Genomic DNA, 15670 nt, shown 5'->3' with positions numbered 1-15670 from the left:
CGCCGATTAGGGAAATCGACATGCAATGGCTTTTCATGTTGCTGGGGCTGGTGCTGGGCGGCGCTTTCGATGAGTCCATCGAAGGGGCGCTGGTGGGCGCAGTGCTGGGCCTGGCGCTGGGCTTGAGTATTCGCCTGGGCGCCTTGGCGCGTACCAGCCGCGAACATGCCCGCCAATTGGCGCAAACGCGCGAGGCTCTGGCAGCGTTGCAGGCTCGGGTTGCATTGCTCGATCCGGCCATTGTTGCCCCTACGGTGGCCACGCGACCGCCTGTCGAAACCCAGCCAGACCTTGTTTGGGAGCTGCCTGACACAGAGCCACCCCAGCCCGACGCCTGGTCACGCGAACCCATTACCCCTGGCGAACCCAACTTCATCGAGAAAGCTGTAGCGGGCGCCCGCGCCTGGCTGCTGGGCGGCAACACGGTACTGCGCATTGGCGTGGTGCTGCTGTTCTTGGGCCTGGCCTTCTTGCTGCGCTATGCCACTGAAAACGTCGTGGTGCCGATCGAACTGCGCTACGCCGGGGTGGCGGCTTGCGCACTGCTATTGCTGGGGCTGGGTTGGCGGTTGCGCGAGCGCAAACGTCAATATGGGCTATTGCTGCAAGGCGCCGGGGTGGCGGTGCTGTACCTCACGGTATTTGCCGCGATGCGCCTGCATTCATTGATCGATCCCGGCCCGGCCATGGCTCTGCTGGTGGCAGTGACGGTGTTTTCGGCAATGCTTGCCGTCATGCAGGACGCCTTGGGGCTGGCCGCGGCGGCGGCGTTGGGCGGCTTTGCCGCGCCCATCCTGGCTTCCACCGGCGCAGGCAGCCACGTGGCGTTGTTCAGTTACTTCGCGCTGCTCAATGCCGGGATCCTTTCGATTGCCTGGTTCAAGGCCTGGCGCCTGCTCAACCTGATCGGTTTTGTCGGCACCTTTGGCATCGGCTTCACTTGGGGCCTGCGTTCCTATACCCCGGAGCTGTTTGCCAGCACCGAGCCATTCCTGCTGCTGTTTTTCTTCATGTACCTGGCGATCGGCCTGCTGTTTGCCCGCCGTTCCTTGCTCGATACACCAGAACCGTCGGCGCAACCGGCGTGGCGCAACCGCGCCAATTACGTGCATGGCAGCATCCTGTTCGGCCCGCCGCTGGTGGGGTTTGGCCTGCAATATGCGCTGGTTCGGCATTTGGAGTTCGGCCCGGCGTTCAGTGCGCTTGGGCTGGGCGTGATCTACATGGGCGTGGCTTGGTTGCTGGCACGCCGGGTACCGGAGCGTGCCGCACTGCTGCTGGAAGCCTGCCTGGCCCTGGGGGTGATTTTTGCAAGCCTGGCCATCCCGCTGGGGCTTGGTGCGCACTGGACCACGGCAGCCTGGGCGGTGGAGGGAGCCGGGCTGGTGTGGCTGGGTGTGCGCCAGGGGCGACGATTGGCGTGCGCGTTTGCCTTATTGCTGCAGGCCGGTGCCGCCGTGTGCTTCTTCCAGGGGGCGGCCCCGTTGCAGGGTGAACCGCTGACGGCGCTGTTGGTAGGCCTGGCTGCGCTGTTCAGCGCCTGGCAGTTGCATGTGGGGCGTGACCAAGGGTTTGCCGGCTGGGCGCGGTTGAGCATCGCGTTGCTGGTGTGGGGCGCGTTGTGGTGGTTGTTTGCCTGGCAGAGCGTGCTGGTGCGCTGGGTGCCATACCCGCTGCACGTGGCCAGGCAATTGAGTATTTTGGCGGTGAGTGCCGCGCTGGCGGCCTGGCTGGCACCGCGCTTGCGCTGGTCGGCGCTGGCGCATTTGAGCCTGGCATTGATTCCTTTGGCGGGGTTGGCGCTGTTGCTGGAATGGGATGACCACGCGCATCCCCTGGGCCAATTCGGCTGGCTGGCCTGGGCTTTGGTGTTCGTTGCGCACTTCTGGTCGCTGCGACGGCTGCCTGCCTGGCTTTACGCCAAGGCGTTGAGTGGCGCCCATGTGGTGGGCTGTTGGTTGCTGATCGGCGTGCTGGCCTTGGAGTTGCGTTATGCACTGCTGCAACTGGCCGATGTTTACAACGCTTGGCGCTGGTTGGGCTGGGCGCTGCTGCCAAGCCTGTATCTGCTGGCCATGGCCAGCCCGCGTGCCTGGCCATGGCCCGTCAGCGAGCAGCCCCAGGCCTATCGCTGGTGGGCGGCGTTACCGTTGGCAGTGGCCATGCTGGGGTGGTACTGGCTGGCGAACGTATTCAGTGACGGCGACGCGCAGCCTTTGCCCTATGTGCCACTGATCAATCCGTTGGAGCTGGGTTTGCTGTTCGTGCTGTTTGGCATCCACAGTTGGTCACGCAGTACGGCGGCCGATGCCGTGCTCCACGCGGCGCACCTTCGTGGCCCGGTGCAATGGTTGCTGGGCGCTTCGCTGTTCGCCCTGATCACCGCCACGGTGATGCGTACCGCGCACCACTGGGCGGGCGTACCGTACGCGCTGGACTGGCTGCTGGGCTCCATGCTGGTGCAGGCCGCCTTGTCGCTGGTGTGGACCCTGATTGCCCTGGGCCTGATGATTGGTGGTCACCTGCGCCACCGCCGCGAAGTATGGCTGGTGGGCGCGGTATTGATTGCAGTGGTGGTGGCCAAGCTGGTTTTCGTCGAATTAAGCAACCACGGTGGCTTGTCGAGGATTGTCTCGTTCATCGGGGTGGGTGTATTACTGCTGGTAGTCGGCTATTTTGCACCGCTGCCGCCACGGCGCAATGAATCAGGAGTGCACAGTTGAAACGAACGTTGAACCTTGGCTTGCTGGCCGTGGGGCTGTGCGCCGCTTTCTCGGCAATGGCCCGCGAGCAGCTCGCCGATTTTGCTAGCCAATTGCCTCTGACGGTCACCGGCCAGGGGCCGTGGTATCGCCTGGAGTTGCCGCTGGCCGTGCAACTGAGTGCCCACCAGAGTGACTTGGGCGATGTGCGTGTGTTCAACGCCGCCGGTGAGCCACTGGCTTATTCGCTGTTGCACGAACTGCCGCAACATATCGACAACCAGGTGCAAACCTCGGTGAAGTGGTTTCCGTTGTACGAAGCTGCCGACGCCGTCGATGCCGCGCCCGCCGTGCGTGTGCAGCTAGGCGCCCACGGTAGCCTGATCGAGGTGCAGCCTGAGCAAGACCTGGAAGCGGGCGAGGAAATACTGCGTGGCTGGCTGTTGGACACCAGCGCCATCAATGGCCCGCTGACCCAGTTGAGCATCGACTGGAACAGCGAGCGCGAAGGTATTCAGCGTTTCAGTATCCAAGGCAGTGATGACCTGCAGCACTGGCGCTCGCTGGGTGACGGGCAGGTGGCCCGGCTGTCATTTGCCGACGAACGGATCGAGCAACACGACGTGACCTTGCCCGCCCAACCCGCGCGCTACCTGCGCTTGCTGTGGCAGAGCCCTCGCTCGGCCCCGGTACTGAGTGCCGTGCAAGTGCTTAGCAGCAACTCGACAGTGGTGCCGCCGGCATTGGTGTGGTCCGAGCCGCTCAAGGGGGTTGCCTTGAAGAACAGCGAATACAGTTGGCAATTGCCCGGCCCGCTGGCCGTCGAGCGCTTGAAAGTCACCCTGGATCAGCCCAACAGCTTGGCCCCGGTGGATGTGTTCGGGCGTAACGACAGCAAGAACGGCTGGGAGCCACTGGAGGGCGGCCTGTTGTATCGCCTGACCCAGAACGGCGAGGACGACTTGCAGGATGAACTGCCGATGCGCGGCGAAACCCTGCGCCAAGTGATGATGCACGTGGATGACCGCGGCGGAGGCCTGGGCAGCGAGGCGCCGACCCTGCGCGTGGCAGTACGCCCGGTGCAGTTGGTATTCCTGGCGCGCGGTGAGCCGCCCTATCGGCTGGCGGTGGGCAGTGCCACGGTCACCGGTGCGCAATTGCCCCTGGCCACGTTGATTCCCGACGCCAGCGTGCCGGGCGGCCGCGCTACATTGGCGGTCGCAGCCCCGGTGATCGCCGCCTTGCCTGTGGCCGCACCGCCGGCAAGTATCGACTGGAAGCGCATAGCCCTTTGGGCGGTACTGGTGGTCGGCGTGCTTGTGCTGGGGGCCATGGCCTACAGCCTGACCCGGGCCCGTGCAACCCGACATTAAATCCCATGGGGGGGTGTTTCGTCGTTTTGCGGCTACGCTTGAGCCGGGCGCTTGAACTCTTTGGGCCTGCAATCGGTCTCAAAGCTGGAACCGCGCCCCTATCGCTCGCTAGGTTTTCAATGAGCCTGTAAACTGCGCGGGTTTTTCTCCCCCCAAGTACCGGAGTTATCCATGTCCCGCGTTACCCTGAGTCGCTATTTGATTGAGCAGACCCGCAGCAATAATACGCCTGCCGATCTGCGTTTCCTGATCGAAGTGGTGGCGCGTGCCTGCAAAGAGATCAGCCATGCCGTCTCCAAGGGCGCGCTGGGCGGTGTACTGGGCAGCATGGGCACCGAGAACGTACAAGGCGAAGTGCAGAAGAAATTGGACGTGCTGTCCAACGACATCCTGCTTGAAGCCAACGAATGGGGTGGTCACCTGGCCGGCATGGCGTCCGAAGAGATGGACAATGCCTACCAGATCCCCGGCAAATACCCGAAGGGCGCATACCTGCTGGTATTCGACCCATTGGACGGCTCGTCCAACATCGACATCAATGCGCCAGTCGGCACTATCTTCTCGGTGCTGCGTTGCCCCAACGAATACCTGAGCCAGAACGAGCCGCTGAACGAAAAGGCCTTCCTGCAGCCAGGTACCGAGCAAGTCGCTGCCGGTTATGCCATCTACGGCCCGCAAACCATGCTGGTGCTGACCATGGGGCACGGCGTCAAGGGCTTCACCCTGGACCGCGAAATGGGCAGCTTCGCACTGACCCACGAAGACATCACCATCCCGGAAACCACCGCGGAATTCGCCATCAACATGTCCAACCAGCGCCACTGGGAAGCCCCGGTACAGCGCTACGTAGGCGAATTGCTGGCAGGTGAAGACGGTCCGTTGGAAAAGAACTACAACATGCGTTGGGTAGCCGCGATGGTCGCGGACGTGCACCGTATCCTCACCCGTGGCGGCCTGTTCATGTACCCGCGCGATTCCCGTGAGCCGTCCAAGCCAGGCAAGCTGCGCCTGATGTACGAAGCCAACCCGATGTCGTTCCTGGTAGAACAAGCTGGCGGCGCCTCCACCGACGGCCATCAGCGCATCCTCGACATTCAGCCTGAAGGCCTGCACCAGCGTGTGGCGGTGTACCTGGGTTCCAAAGAAGAAGTTGAGCGCGTGACCGCGTACCACGCCGAATAAAATCACGCCCTCTGCTGCAGGAGCGGATTTATCCGCGAAAGGCACAACGCGGTGCATCCTATGCACCGTGTTGCCCGGTTCGCGGATAAACCCGCTGCTACAGGTGGGGTGCGTTAGATGCGGAAGCTACCCACCAACCCTTTCAAACGGGTTACCTGCTGTTCCAGATCACTGCACGCACGCAACGTCGATTGCAGGTTTTCCACCCCTTCCTGATTCAGCGTATTGATCTCGGTGATATCCATGTTGATGGCCTCCACCACGGCCGTCTGTTCCTCGGTCGCCGTGGCCACCGATTGGTTCATGCCGTCGATCTCGCCAATACGCACGGTCACGCTGCTCAGGCGCTCGCCGGCCTGGTTGGCGATGCCCACGCTGTGCTCGCTCTGGCTCTGGCTTTCAGTCATGGTGCCGACCGCTTCGCGGGCGCCTACCTGCAGCTCCTCGATGATTTTTTGCACCTGTTGCGCCGAGTCCTGGGTACGGTGGGCCAGGTTGCGGACTTCGTCGGCCACCACGGCAAAACCACGGCCAGCGTCGCCGGCACGGGCCGCTTCAATGGCCGCGTTCAGCGCCAGCAGGTTGGTTTGCTGAGAAATGCTGGTGATGACTTCGAGGATCTGCCCGATGTTTACCGTATTGGCGTTCAGGGTCTCGATATTGCCGCACGAGTCGCTGATTTTCGCCGACAACTGGCTCATCACTGAGATGGTTTGGTCGACCACTTTTTGACCATCTTCGGCCAGGCTGCGTGCATCGCTGGAATGCTGGGAAGCGAGGGCGGCGTTCTGGGCGATTTCCTGGGCGGCCGCGCCCAGCTCGTTGATCGCTGCGGCGACGCTGCTGGTGCGGCTGGCTTGCTGGTCGGAATTGATCATCGAGGAGTTCGAGGCGGCGACCACCTGCAAGGCCACTTCGTTGACCCGACCTGTTGCCGACGACACCTCGCGGATCGACTCGTGGATGCGCTCCACAAAGCGGTTGAACGAGTTGCCCAGGGCGCCGAATTCATCCTGCGCATGGATAGTCAGGCGCTTGGTCAGATCGCCTTCGCCCTCGGCGATGTCGTGCATGGCGCGGCCCATGATGTGCAGGGGCTCCATCAGCACGCGAATCAACAGGCCCAGCAGGGCGATGATGATCACCACGGCAATCACCGTGGCCACCATGGCCGAGGTGCGGAACTCGCCGAGCATGGCAAATGCCGCGTCCTGGTCCAATACCAGGCCCACGTACCAGTCAGCCGACGGTACGCCATTGATGTGGGTGAAGGACACGAACTGCTTCTTGCCGTTGACTTCGACTTCCTTCATGCCGGCGCTGATGGCCGGGGCACCCTGCGGGTAGGCTTCGGCCAAGGTCTTGAGCACCAGCTTGGGGTCTGGGTGGATCAGGATCTTGCCTTCGCCACTGACGATGAACGCCTGGCCGTGGCCGCCGAAATTCAGCGAGTTGATGATGTTGCTGACACTGGTGAGGTCGATGTCGGCACCGGCCACGCCAATGAACTGGTTTTCGTGGCGCACGGGGGTGGCGACGGTAATGACCAGCTTGCCGGAGGAGGCCGCGATATACGGCTCGGTCACGATCGTGGCCTGGGCGCTGTTGGCGGCCTTGAACCAGCCACGGGCGCGTGGGTCGTAGTCGGCCGGGCGGTTGCCGACGGGCACCGAAGTCATCACGCCGTTCTGGCCGCCAAAATAGGTCAGCTGGAAATTACTGCCGTAGGCCGGCAGGCCCACGCTGCGGGCGAGGCTGGCGCTGGAGTCGCCGTCCACGGCAACTTGCTGGCCCAGGGATTGAAGCAACTGGATGCGGCTGTCCAGCCACGTCTGGATGTTGCTGGTAGTCAGGGCGCCGAGCTCCTTCATCGACGATTCGGTGCTGCCACGCAAGGTCTCGCGCTGCCGGTAGTCGTTGAACAGCATAAAGCAGGTAAAGGCCAATGCGACAACGAGGGCGGCGGCGATCAGGATCTTGTGGCTGAACTTCAGGTTTTTTGTCATGTACGTGATCTGTCCGCGAGGGGGCTGGTCAAACTGTGGGCGCGCGCCTGCGAGAAGGCGCAGGTAGCGCTGTCTTTATGTCGACCAAAGCGCTGCGAAGATTAATGTCCGAAAGGGTTACTTGACCAAAGGTCTTACGCGCAATTACCCATTGCCCTACAAAAGCCCCGGCAGCGCGGGAACCAGATCCCGGTTTTCTCTTCTAAGCTGGTGGCAGGCAGCCTTGCCCGCCGAATAAGTCCAGGAGTGACCTTCATGTCTTTGCGTTCAATCGCCTTGTTGTCGCTGTGCGTTTTGCTGACTGCGTGTAACAAGATCAACCAGGAAAATTATTCACAGCTCAAGGCGGGCATGACCAAGCCGGAAGTGGAAAAGCTGCTGGGCAGCCCCACTGATTGTTCGGGCGCACTGGGCATGTCCAGTTGCACGTGGGGGGACAAGAACAGTTTCATCAGCGTGCAGTACGCAGGCGAGAAAGTGGTGATGTACTCGGGGCAGGGGTTGAAATGAGTCGTTTGAAAGGATTGATGTTATTGGCCAGTGTGGCCGGGGCTTTACTGCTGGCCGGTTGCGCGAGCAAGCCGGACGAAAGCATGGCGCCGCATACGGCGGGGCAGGTTGACCTCAAGCGCTACAAGGGCACTTGGTATGAGCTGGCGCGTTTGCCGATGTTCTTCCAGCGCAACTGCGCGCAATCCGAAGCCCATTACAGCTTGCAGCCGGACGGCAATGTGGGTGTGCTGAACCGCTGCCGTACCGCCGAGGGCGAGTGGGAAGAGGCCAAGGGCACCGCCACGCCACAGGTAGCCGGCAAGACAGACAAACTGTGGGTGGAGTTCGACAATTGGTTTTCCAAGGCGTTGCCAGGCGTAGCCAAAGGCGACTACTGGATTTTGTACGTGGGCGATGGTTACAAGACCGCCCTGGTTGGCAACCCTAACCGCAAGTACCTGTGGCTGCTGTCACGCACCCCGACGGTTTCCGAGGAAGTGCGCGAAGAGCTGCTGGCCAAGGCCCGCCAGCAGGGGTATGACACCACCCGGCTGATCTGGCGCACTGCCGATCGCGATATTCAAAAATAGGCGGTAACCGGTTCGCGGATAAATCCACCCCTACCTGTAGGAGTGGATTTATCCGCGAAAGGGCTGCCAGGTCAGCCCAACAACTCGCGCAACACCCGGGTGAAGGCTGTCCGGCTCTGCTGTTCGCCAGCATGGCGCCCATCACGCACCACCCACTTGCCATTCACCAGTACGTCGCGCACTTGGCGATCACCGCCGGCAAACAACCAACGGTTCAAGATGCCGTCGCCACTGGCGGTGGCCAGGTACGGGTCGTTGCCGTCGAGCACCAGCCAGTCGGCGCGCTGCCCCACCGCCAATGCGCCAATCGGCTGGCCCAGCGCCTGGGCGCCACCCTGCAAGGCTGCATCGAACAGCGTGCGGCCTACCATCGGCTGGTCTTGCCCATACAGGCGGTTGCGGCGCTGGTCGCGCAGGCGCTGCCCGTATTCCAGCCAACGCAGTTCTTCCACCACGCTTAGCGACACATGGCTGTCGGAGCCGATGCCCATGCGCCCGCCCTGGGCCAGGTAATCCACGGCCGGGAAGATCCCGTCACCCAAGTTGGCCTCCGTAGTCAGGCACAAGCCGGCGATGGCGCCGCTCTTGGCCATCAGGCTGACTTCCTCGGGATTGGCGTGGGTGGCGTGCACCAGGCACCAGCGCTGATCTACTGCGGTGTTTTCGTACAACCATTGCAGCGGCCGGCGACCGCTCCAGGCGATGCAGTCGTCCACTTCCTTTTGTTGCTCGGCGATGTGGATATGCACCGGGCAGGCTTTGTCGCTGGCGGCCAGCACCTGCTCGATCTGTTGCGGGGTCACGGCGCGCAGGGAGTGGAAGCACAGGCCCAGTTGCTGCGCCGGCTCTTTGGCCAGGATCGGCGCCAGGCGCGCTTGCAGGTCCAGGTAGTTTTCGGTGCTGTTGATGAAGCGCCGTTGGCCGTCGTTGGGTGCCTGCCCACCAAAGCCGGAATGGCTGTACAGCACCGGCAGCAAGGTCAAGCCGATCCCTGCGGCACTGGCCGCCTGGCTGACCTGGCGCGACAGCTCGGTAGGGTCGGCGTAGGCCTGGCCCGAGGTGTCGTGGTGCACGTAGTGGAATTCGGCCACCGAGGTGTAGCCGGCCTTGAGCATCTCGATGTACAACTGGCGGGCGATCACCCCCAACTGCTCGGGGCTGATCTTGCCGACCAGGCGGTACATCAGGTCGCGCCAGGTCCAAAAACTGTCGTTGGGGTTGCCGGCTACTTCCGCCAGGCCCGCCATGGCGCGCTGAAAGGCGTGGGAGTGTAGGTTGGGCATGCCCGGTAGCACTGGCCCGCTGATCCGCTCGGCGTTATCACCGCTGGCATTCACTTCAACTTTGCTGATCAGGCCGTTGGCGTCGACCTCCAGCCGTACATTTTCAGCCCATCCAGCAGGGAGCAACGCGCGTTCGGCGAAGAAAGCGGACATCGATCGGCACCTCATCAGGTTTATTTGTATATACATATACAGACGTTTGCCTGCTGGGTAAACTCCGGCAAGCTATCCATCCATCGTTTCGATTTTCACTTTGAACAAGGATTTCCCGTGCCGACTCCGCCTCCTGCAGTTGCTTCGCTGGTTGCTCAAATGGGCGAAAGTCCGGCGCCCTTGTATGCCCGCGTCAAACAGATGATCAACCTGCAGATCGCCAACGGCACGTGGCCGCCGCACCACCGCGTGCCGTCCGAGAGCGAGCTGGTGGCGCAACTGGGCTTCAGCCGCATGACCATCAACCGCGCCCTGCGCGAGATGACCGCCGAAGGCCTGCTGGTGCGCATGCAAGGGGTGGGCACCTTCGTGGCCGAGCCCAAGAGCCAGTCCGCGCTGTTTGCCGTGCACAACATCGCCGATGAAATCGAGTCCCGTGGCCACCGCCACAGCTGCAAAGTCATCTCCGTGAGCGAAGAGGCTGCAGGTTCCGAACGCGCCTTGGCCCTGGACATGCGCGAAGGCCAGCGGGTGTTCCATTCGGTGATCGTGCACTACGAAAACGATATTGCCGTGCAAATCGAAGACCGCTTCGTGAATGCACTGGTGGCGCCGGATTACCTCAAGCAGGATTTCACCCAAGAAACGCCATACGCCTACCTCACCAAGGTCGCACCCTTGACCGAAGGCGAGCACGTGGTCGAGGCGATCTTGGCCGACGCCGAAGAATGCAAATTGCTGCAGATTGAAGCGGGCGAGCCCTGCCTGCTGATCCGCCGCCGCACCTGGTCCGGCCGCCAGCCAGTGACCGCCGCACGGCTGATCCACCCCGGTTCCCGTCATCGCCTGGAAGGTCGTTTCAGCAAATGAGCCAAGTCAACGTACTACGCGCTGCCCACTACCCACGCATGCCCTGGAAGAACGGCGGCGGCAGCACCGAAGAAATCACCCGCGACACCGGCACCGGCCTGGACGGTTTCGGCTGGCGCGTGTCGATCGCCGACATTGCCGAGTCCGGCGGCTTCTCAAGCTTTGCCGGCTATCAGCGGATCATCACCGTGCTGCAAGGCGATGGCATGATCCTCAAGGTCGACGGCCACGACAGCCGGCCGTTGAAGCCATTCGATGCGTTTGATTTTGCCGGTGAAGCTGCCGTGTCCTCTGAATTGCTGGGCGGGGCGATCCGTGATTTCAACCTGATTTACTCGCCCGCGCGGTACAAGGCTCGGTTGCAGTGGCTCGAAGGTGAGCAACGATTGTTCAGCTCGGCCGACACAGTATTGGTGTTCAGTGCCAGCGAGTCGTTGCAGGTGAACGTGGCGGGCGCCTCGCAAATGCTGGGGCGCTATGACAGCCTGCAGATCGAGGAGGGTGGCGGCGCGCTGGCGGAAATCGCCCTGGCGGGTGGGCGATTCTGTTTGATTGAGTTGATTCGAATCGCTTGATGGCTGCAAGCGCCTTTCGACCGCAAAACTCTGAAACACAAATCAGATGCTGTAGGACGGTACAAAAAAGTGGGCCGTTCTCGGGAGTGCAACTGCTATGTAAACCCAGGCGGCCTCTTTAGAGTTTCCCTAGATAGCTGCGCTGGAAGGCGGTCAACAGGTAGACTTACGTTTTACACGCCGATCAGGAGTTTCGTATGGTCAAGCAGGAAAACATGGCGAGTGCTGGAAAAGATTCGCTACGGCTTTCCCGGTTGCGACTGCGTGATTTCCGCTGTTTTGAAGCGATCGATATCGACTTTCACCCGCAGATGACGGTTTTGGTCGCTCCCAATGGAGCGGGTAAAACGTCCATTCTCGATGCTATTGCCGTCGCTTTTGGTCCATATGTGGGGGCATTCGACGAGGCAGTGGGTAAGCACCTTGAGCCTAGCGATATCCGCCAGTTTCGTGCCAGGCGCACGGCTACTAATGAAATGGAATATGCACCCCAAGGAGCTCGGGTGGAGGCGCAAGGTACTATCCCCGGAAGCCTACTTGACCAATTGCTCGATGAACCGCTGCCCACTACTTGGCGCCGTCATCTTTCCAGCACCACCAAGACCAAGACTTCGGTCAAGGACGCCAAGGAGCTGGTGAACTATGGCAAGCGCATGCAGGAGGCCGCGCGCACGCCGGGTGCGGAGGTTGTTCTGCCTTTGATCGCCTACTACGGTACTGGGCGATTGTGGCAACAGAAAAAACTGACAGATGCGAAGAACATCCAGCGCACCTCAAGAACCGTGGGCTATACCGACTGCCTCGATCCGGCATCCAGCTATAAATCGTTCGTGCAGTGGTTTCGATACTGGAGCCTGAATGCCAAGGAAGCCCAGCTTAAGGCGCTTGAGGCTGAGGTCCGTGTTGCCAGGACTGAGTTCGATGATTACATCCAATCCGTGAGCGGTGCGGTGAACGCTTGCATCCAGCCGGCAGGTTGGAGCGGTGTCGAGTACTCGTTCACTCGTGACGCGCTGGTTGCCCGCCATGAGCAGTTTGGCGAACTGCCAGTCGAGTGGCTCAGCGATGGTATTCGTAACATGATCGGCATGGTCGCGGATATTGCGTTTCGCGCGACCAAGCTTAACGGTCACCTTGGCGCTCTGGCAGCACAACAGACACCGGGATTGCTGTTGATCGACGAAGTCGACATGCATCTGCATCCGGAATGGCAGCAAGTGGTGTTGCTCAAATTATCCCAGGCATTTCCAGCCATGCAGCTTATTGTGACCACTCACAGCCCCCAGGTTTTGAGTACGGTACCTTCTGACTGCGTCCGAATTTTGCACTCTGAAATCGATCCTGAAACTACCAGCCGGCTCGTCACTGTTGGCCAGCCGCAATGGCAGACCCGCGGAGTTGCCAGCTCCGATCTGCTGGCTCGCATAATGGGTGTCGACCCGGTGCCTCATGTGCCCGAGGCCATTTGGCTCTCCGATTACCAAGCGCTGATTCAGCAAAATCTTCACGGGCAGTCTGATGGGCGGGAATTGAAACGCAAACTGGAGGCTCATTTCGGGGTTGAGCATCCAGTTATGCTGGAGTGTGATCGGCTGGTTCGTTTGCAGGGAATCAAGCAGCGTCTCCCGCGTGATCTCGGCAACCGGGAGCGTTGAGATGCGACGTCTGGATCGGCAAAACGAGTCACCAGCCGGGTTGATGCGTTACAGACACGGCCAGAACACTTGGAGCGCGACTTGCCCGACCCCCCAGGAACGCAGGGATATCTGGCAGTCGCTGGAATTTATGCAGAGGGGTCGATGCGCATACTGCGAGGGGGCGATGGGCGATGGGAATCGTCATATCGAGCACTTCCGCCAGCGCCGGAATTACCCTCGGGGTACATTCGATTGGAGTAATTTGTTTGGCTCCTGCAACCGTGCAGAAACTTGCGGCAGAGCCAAGGACCAATGCGGGATTTACCCGCCAGAAGTACTCATCAAACCTGATATCGAAGACCCCGACACCTTTCTTGTGTTCACTCCTTTGGGGAATGTGAAACCGCGAGCAGGCCTCAGTGCGCAAGACCATCTCCGTGCCAGCGAAACCATCCGGATTCTTGTTCTGGATGGTGCCTTGAATCAGATTCGTCGTGCGGTACTCTGCGGCTACATCCAGACCATGGATTATTTTGTTGAGTGCGCTGAAGTATATGGCGACGACGACAGTTGGGTTGAGGAACTGGAGCGTGAAGTGCGCAATACTGCGGATTTGCCGTACGCGACGGCGATCAGGCATGTGTTGACCCGTCAAAGCGAGTGAATGTCGTAACGCCCGAAGCCACCGTGTAGGAGCGGATTCATCCGCGAAAAGCTCCCCCGGAGGTGTGTTCCCACCCCGCACCATCTTGTTACCTAAAGCCCCAAAACAGCGCAAAACCTCATCGCAGTAACAGCCCGCCCCCCAGCGGCTATCCTCTACCCAAATAATTTTCATAAAGCGCCAAGCCGCAATCCAGAAGCCCTGCACGCCTGCATCCTGCCCTCGAAAACGCACCGCCTGAAAACTTGGCAACTCAATTGCATATGCTTGTATGTACAAGTAAAGACGTGACCATGAGAGTGCACGGGCTTTGCTCTTTATTCGATCGCTGAGGAGTTTCGTTCGTGGCTGACAACAAATTTCGTGACGTTGAGATCCGTGCCGCACGCGGTAACACGCTGACCGCCAAGAGCTGGCTGACCGAAGCGCCGCTGCGCATGTTGATGAACAACCTTGACCCGGAAGTGGCCGAGAACCCGAAAGAGCTGGTGGTGTACGGCGGCATCGGCCGTGCCGCGCGTAACTGGGAGTGCTACGACAAGATCGTCGAGAGCCTGACCAACCTGAACGACGACGAGACCCTGCTGGTGCAATCCGGCAAGCCGGTCGGCGTGTTCAAGACCCACAGCAATGCCCCGCGTGTACTGATCGCCAACTCCAACCTGGTGCCGCACTGGGCCACTTGGGAGCACTTCAACGAACTGGACGCCAAGGGCCTGGCCATGTACGGCCAGATGACCGCCGGCAGCTGGATCTACATCGGCAGCCAAGGCATCGTGCAAGGCACCTACGAAACCTTCGTCGAAGCCGGTCGCCAGCACTACAACGGCAGCCTGCAAGGTAAGTGGGTACTGACCGCAGGCCTGGGCGGCATGGGCGGCGCGCAGCCACTGGCCGCCACCTTGGCCGGTGCGTGTTCGCTGAACATCGAGTGCCAGCAGAGCCGCATCGACTTCCGCCTGGCCAGCCGTTATGTCGACGAGCAGGCCACCGACCTGGACGACGCCCTGGCGCGAATCGCCAAATACACCGCCGAAGGCAAGGCCATCTCCATCGCCCTGCTGGGCAACGCCGCCGAAATCCTGCCGGAACTGGTGAAGCGTGGCGTGCGCCCGGACATGGTCACCGACCAGACCAGCGCCCACGACCCGTTGAACGGCTACCTGCCGGCCGGCTGGACTTGGGAGCAGTATCGCGACCGCGCCCAAACCGAGCCGGCTGCCGTGGTGAAAGCCGCCAAGCAATCGATGGCCGTGCACGTGCAGGCCATGCTGGACTTCCAGAAACAAGGCATCCCGACCTTCGACTACGGCAACAACATCCGCCAGATGGCCAAGGAAGAGGGCGTTACCAATGCTTTCGACTTCCCGGGCTTTGTGCCGGCCTACATCCGCCCACTGTTTTGCCGTGGCGTGGGGCCGTTCCGCTGGGCCGCGCTGTCGGGTAATGCCGAAGACATCTACAAGACCGACGCCAAGGTCAAGGAACTGATCCCGGACGACGCCCACCTGCACAACTGGCTGGACATGGCCCGCGAGCGCATCAGCTTCCAGGGCCTGCCGGCACGCATCTGCTGGGTCGGCCTGGGCCAGCGCGCCAAGCTGGGCCTGGCGTTCAACGAAATGGTGCGCCGCGGCGAGCTGTCGGCTCCGGTAGTGATCGGCCGCGACCACCTGGACTCCGGTTCTGTTTCCAGCCCTAACCGCGAAACCGAATCCATGCAGGACGGCAGCGATGCGGTGTCTGACTGGCCGCTGCTGAACGCCCTGCTGAACACCGCCAGCGGCGCCACCTGGGTGTCGCTGCACCATGGCGGTGGCGTGGGCATGGGCTTCAGCCAGCATTCAGGGATGGTCATCGTGTGTGACGGTTCTGACGAAGCGGCCGAGCGTATCGCCCGCGTGTTGCACAACGACCCGGCCACCGGCGTGATGCGCCATGCCGATGCCGGCTACCAGATCGCCATCGACTGCGCCAAGGAACAAGGCCTGAACCTGCCGATGATCAAATGATCTACCGCCCGGTCGGTTGCCGTACGGCCGCGGACCGGGCCGCGTTGGCTTCGTAATTGCTTGTGGTTGTATGTACAAGCATAGGTGATTGCTTGTAACTCTCTCTCATTTGACTTGGCAGGAAGGATCAC

Annotated in this window: 12 protein-coding genes and 1 pseudogene; 10 read left to right on the top strand and 3 right to left on the bottom strand. The window is 61.3% G+C overall.

The window, feature by feature from the left end:
- The first annotated feature begins 20 nt into the window (after window positions 1-20).
- From L9B60_RS09840 to L9B60_RS09830, 3 genes are all read left to right on the top strand, one after another.
- Window positions 21-2723 carry a DUF2339 domain-containing protein gene (locus L9B60_RS09840; protein ID WP_249678302.1) on the top strand — a complete coding sequence of 901 codons (2703 nt, stop codon included), beginning with the start codon at window positions 21-23 and terminating at the stop codon, window positions 2721-2723.
- Window positions 2720-4075, top strand: coding sequence for a DUF3999 domain-containing protein (locus L9B60_RS09835; protein WP_249678301.1), 1356 nt, complete (start codon window positions 2720-2722; stop codon window positions 4073-4075). Before L9B60_RS09840 ends, L9B60_RS09835 begins: the two co-directional genes overlap by 4 nt.
- Window positions 4076-4246: 171 nt before the next feature.
- Window positions 4247-5257: a class 1 fructose-bisphosphatase gene (locus L9B60_RS09830; protein ID WP_249678300.1), complete on the top strand. Its 1011-nt coding sequence runs from the start codon at window positions 4247-4249 to the stop codon at window positions 5255-5257.
- Between the two features lie 113 nt (window positions 5258-5370).
- Here the strand turns inward: L9B60_RS09830 and L9B60_RS30695 are convergent, their stop codons facing one another.
- Together L9B60_RS30695 and L9B60_RS30690 are read right to left on the bottom strand one after the other, a co-directional pair.
- Entirely contained in the window at window positions 5371-6135 is a 765-nt protein-coding gene (locus L9B60_RS30695; protein ID WP_438866136.1) for a methyl-accepting chemotaxis protein, read from the bottom strand.
- A gap of 90 nt (window positions 6136-6225) precedes the next feature.
- A pseudogene (locus tag L9B60_RS30690) lies at window positions 6226-7185 on the bottom strand (HAMP domain-containing protein); the annotation flags it as partial.
- 333 nt (window positions 7186-7518) lie between these two features.
- Here L9B60_RS30690 and bamE point away from each other — a divergent pair.
- Window positions 7519-7773: an outer membrane protein assembly factor BamE domain-containing protein gene (gene bamE, locus L9B60_RS09820; RefSeq protein ID WP_249678298.1), complete on the top strand. Its 255-nt coding sequence runs from the start codon at window positions 7519-7521 to the stop codon at window positions 7771-7773.
- Window positions 7770-8345 (top strand): lipocalin family protein, encoded by a 576-nt coding sequence (locus tag L9B60_RS09815; RefSeq protein ID WP_249678297.1) that lies wholly within the window; start codon window positions 7770-7772, stop codon window positions 8343-8345. The genes bamE and L9B60_RS09815 overlap by 4 nt, the downstream gene beginning before the upstream one ends.
- Before the next feature lie 71 nt (window positions 8346-8416).
- Here the strand turns inward: L9B60_RS09815 and L9B60_RS09810 are convergent, their stop codons facing one another.
- Window positions 8417-9781 carry a formimidoylglutamate deiminase gene (locus tag L9B60_RS09810; RefSeq protein ID WP_249678296.1) on the bottom strand — a complete coding sequence of 455 codons (1365 nt, stop codon included), beginning with the start codon at window positions 9779-9781 and terminating at the stop codon, window positions 8417-8419.
- A 159-nt stretch (window positions 9782-9940) separates the two neighbouring features.
- Here L9B60_RS09810 and hutC point away from each other — a divergent pair, with 159 nt between their 5' ends.
- The 5 genes from hutC to hutU all read left to right on the top strand — a co-directional run bounded on the left by hutC (window position 9941) and on the right by hutU (window position 15539).
- Window positions 9941-10651, top strand: coding sequence for a histidine utilization transcriptional repressor HutC (hutC, locus tag L9B60_RS09805; protein ID WP_249678295.1), 711 nt, complete (start codon window positions 9941-9943; stop codon window positions 10649-10651).
- A complete protein-coding gene (locus L9B60_RS09800; protein ID WP_249678294.1) occupies window positions 10648-11226 on the top strand; it encodes a HutD/Ves family protein in 579 nt (192 codons plus the stop codon). Before hutC ends, L9B60_RS09800 begins: the two co-directional genes overlap by 4 nt.
- 197 nt (window positions 11227-11423) lie before the next feature.
- The gene (locus tag L9B60_RS09795; protein ID WP_249678293.1) at window positions 11424-12881 is read left to right on the top strand and encodes an AAA family ATPase; all 1458 of its coding nucleotides are present in this window, start codon (window positions 11424-11426) and stop codon (window positions 12879-12881) included.
- A gap of 1 nt (window position 12882) precedes the next feature.
- The gene (gene ptuB, locus L9B60_RS09790) at window positions 12883-13527 is read left to right on the top strand and encodes a retron Ec78 anti-phage system effector HNH endonuclease PtuB (RefSeq protein WP_249678292.1); all 645 of its coding nucleotides are present in this window, start codon (window positions 12883-12885) and stop codon (window positions 13525-13527) included.
- A gap of 344 nt (window positions 13528-13871) precedes the next feature.
- Complete coding sequence (gene hutU / locus L9B60_RS09785; RefSeq protein ID WP_249678291.1) at window positions 13872-15539, top strand: urocanate hydratase; 1668 nt, start codon at window positions 13872-13874, stop codon at window positions 15537-15539.
- The last annotated feature ends 131 nt before the right edge of the window (window positions 15540-15670 follow it).

This window comes from Pseudomonas abieticivorans (genome assembly GCF_023509015.1).
GTDB lineage: Bacteria > Pseudomonadota > Gammaproteobacteria > Pseudomonadales > Pseudomonadaceae > Aquipseudomonas > Aquipseudomonas abieticivorans.
The sequence above is the reverse complement of the archived record's forward strand: the minus strand, read 5'-3'. Positions and strand labels throughout refer to the sequence as shown.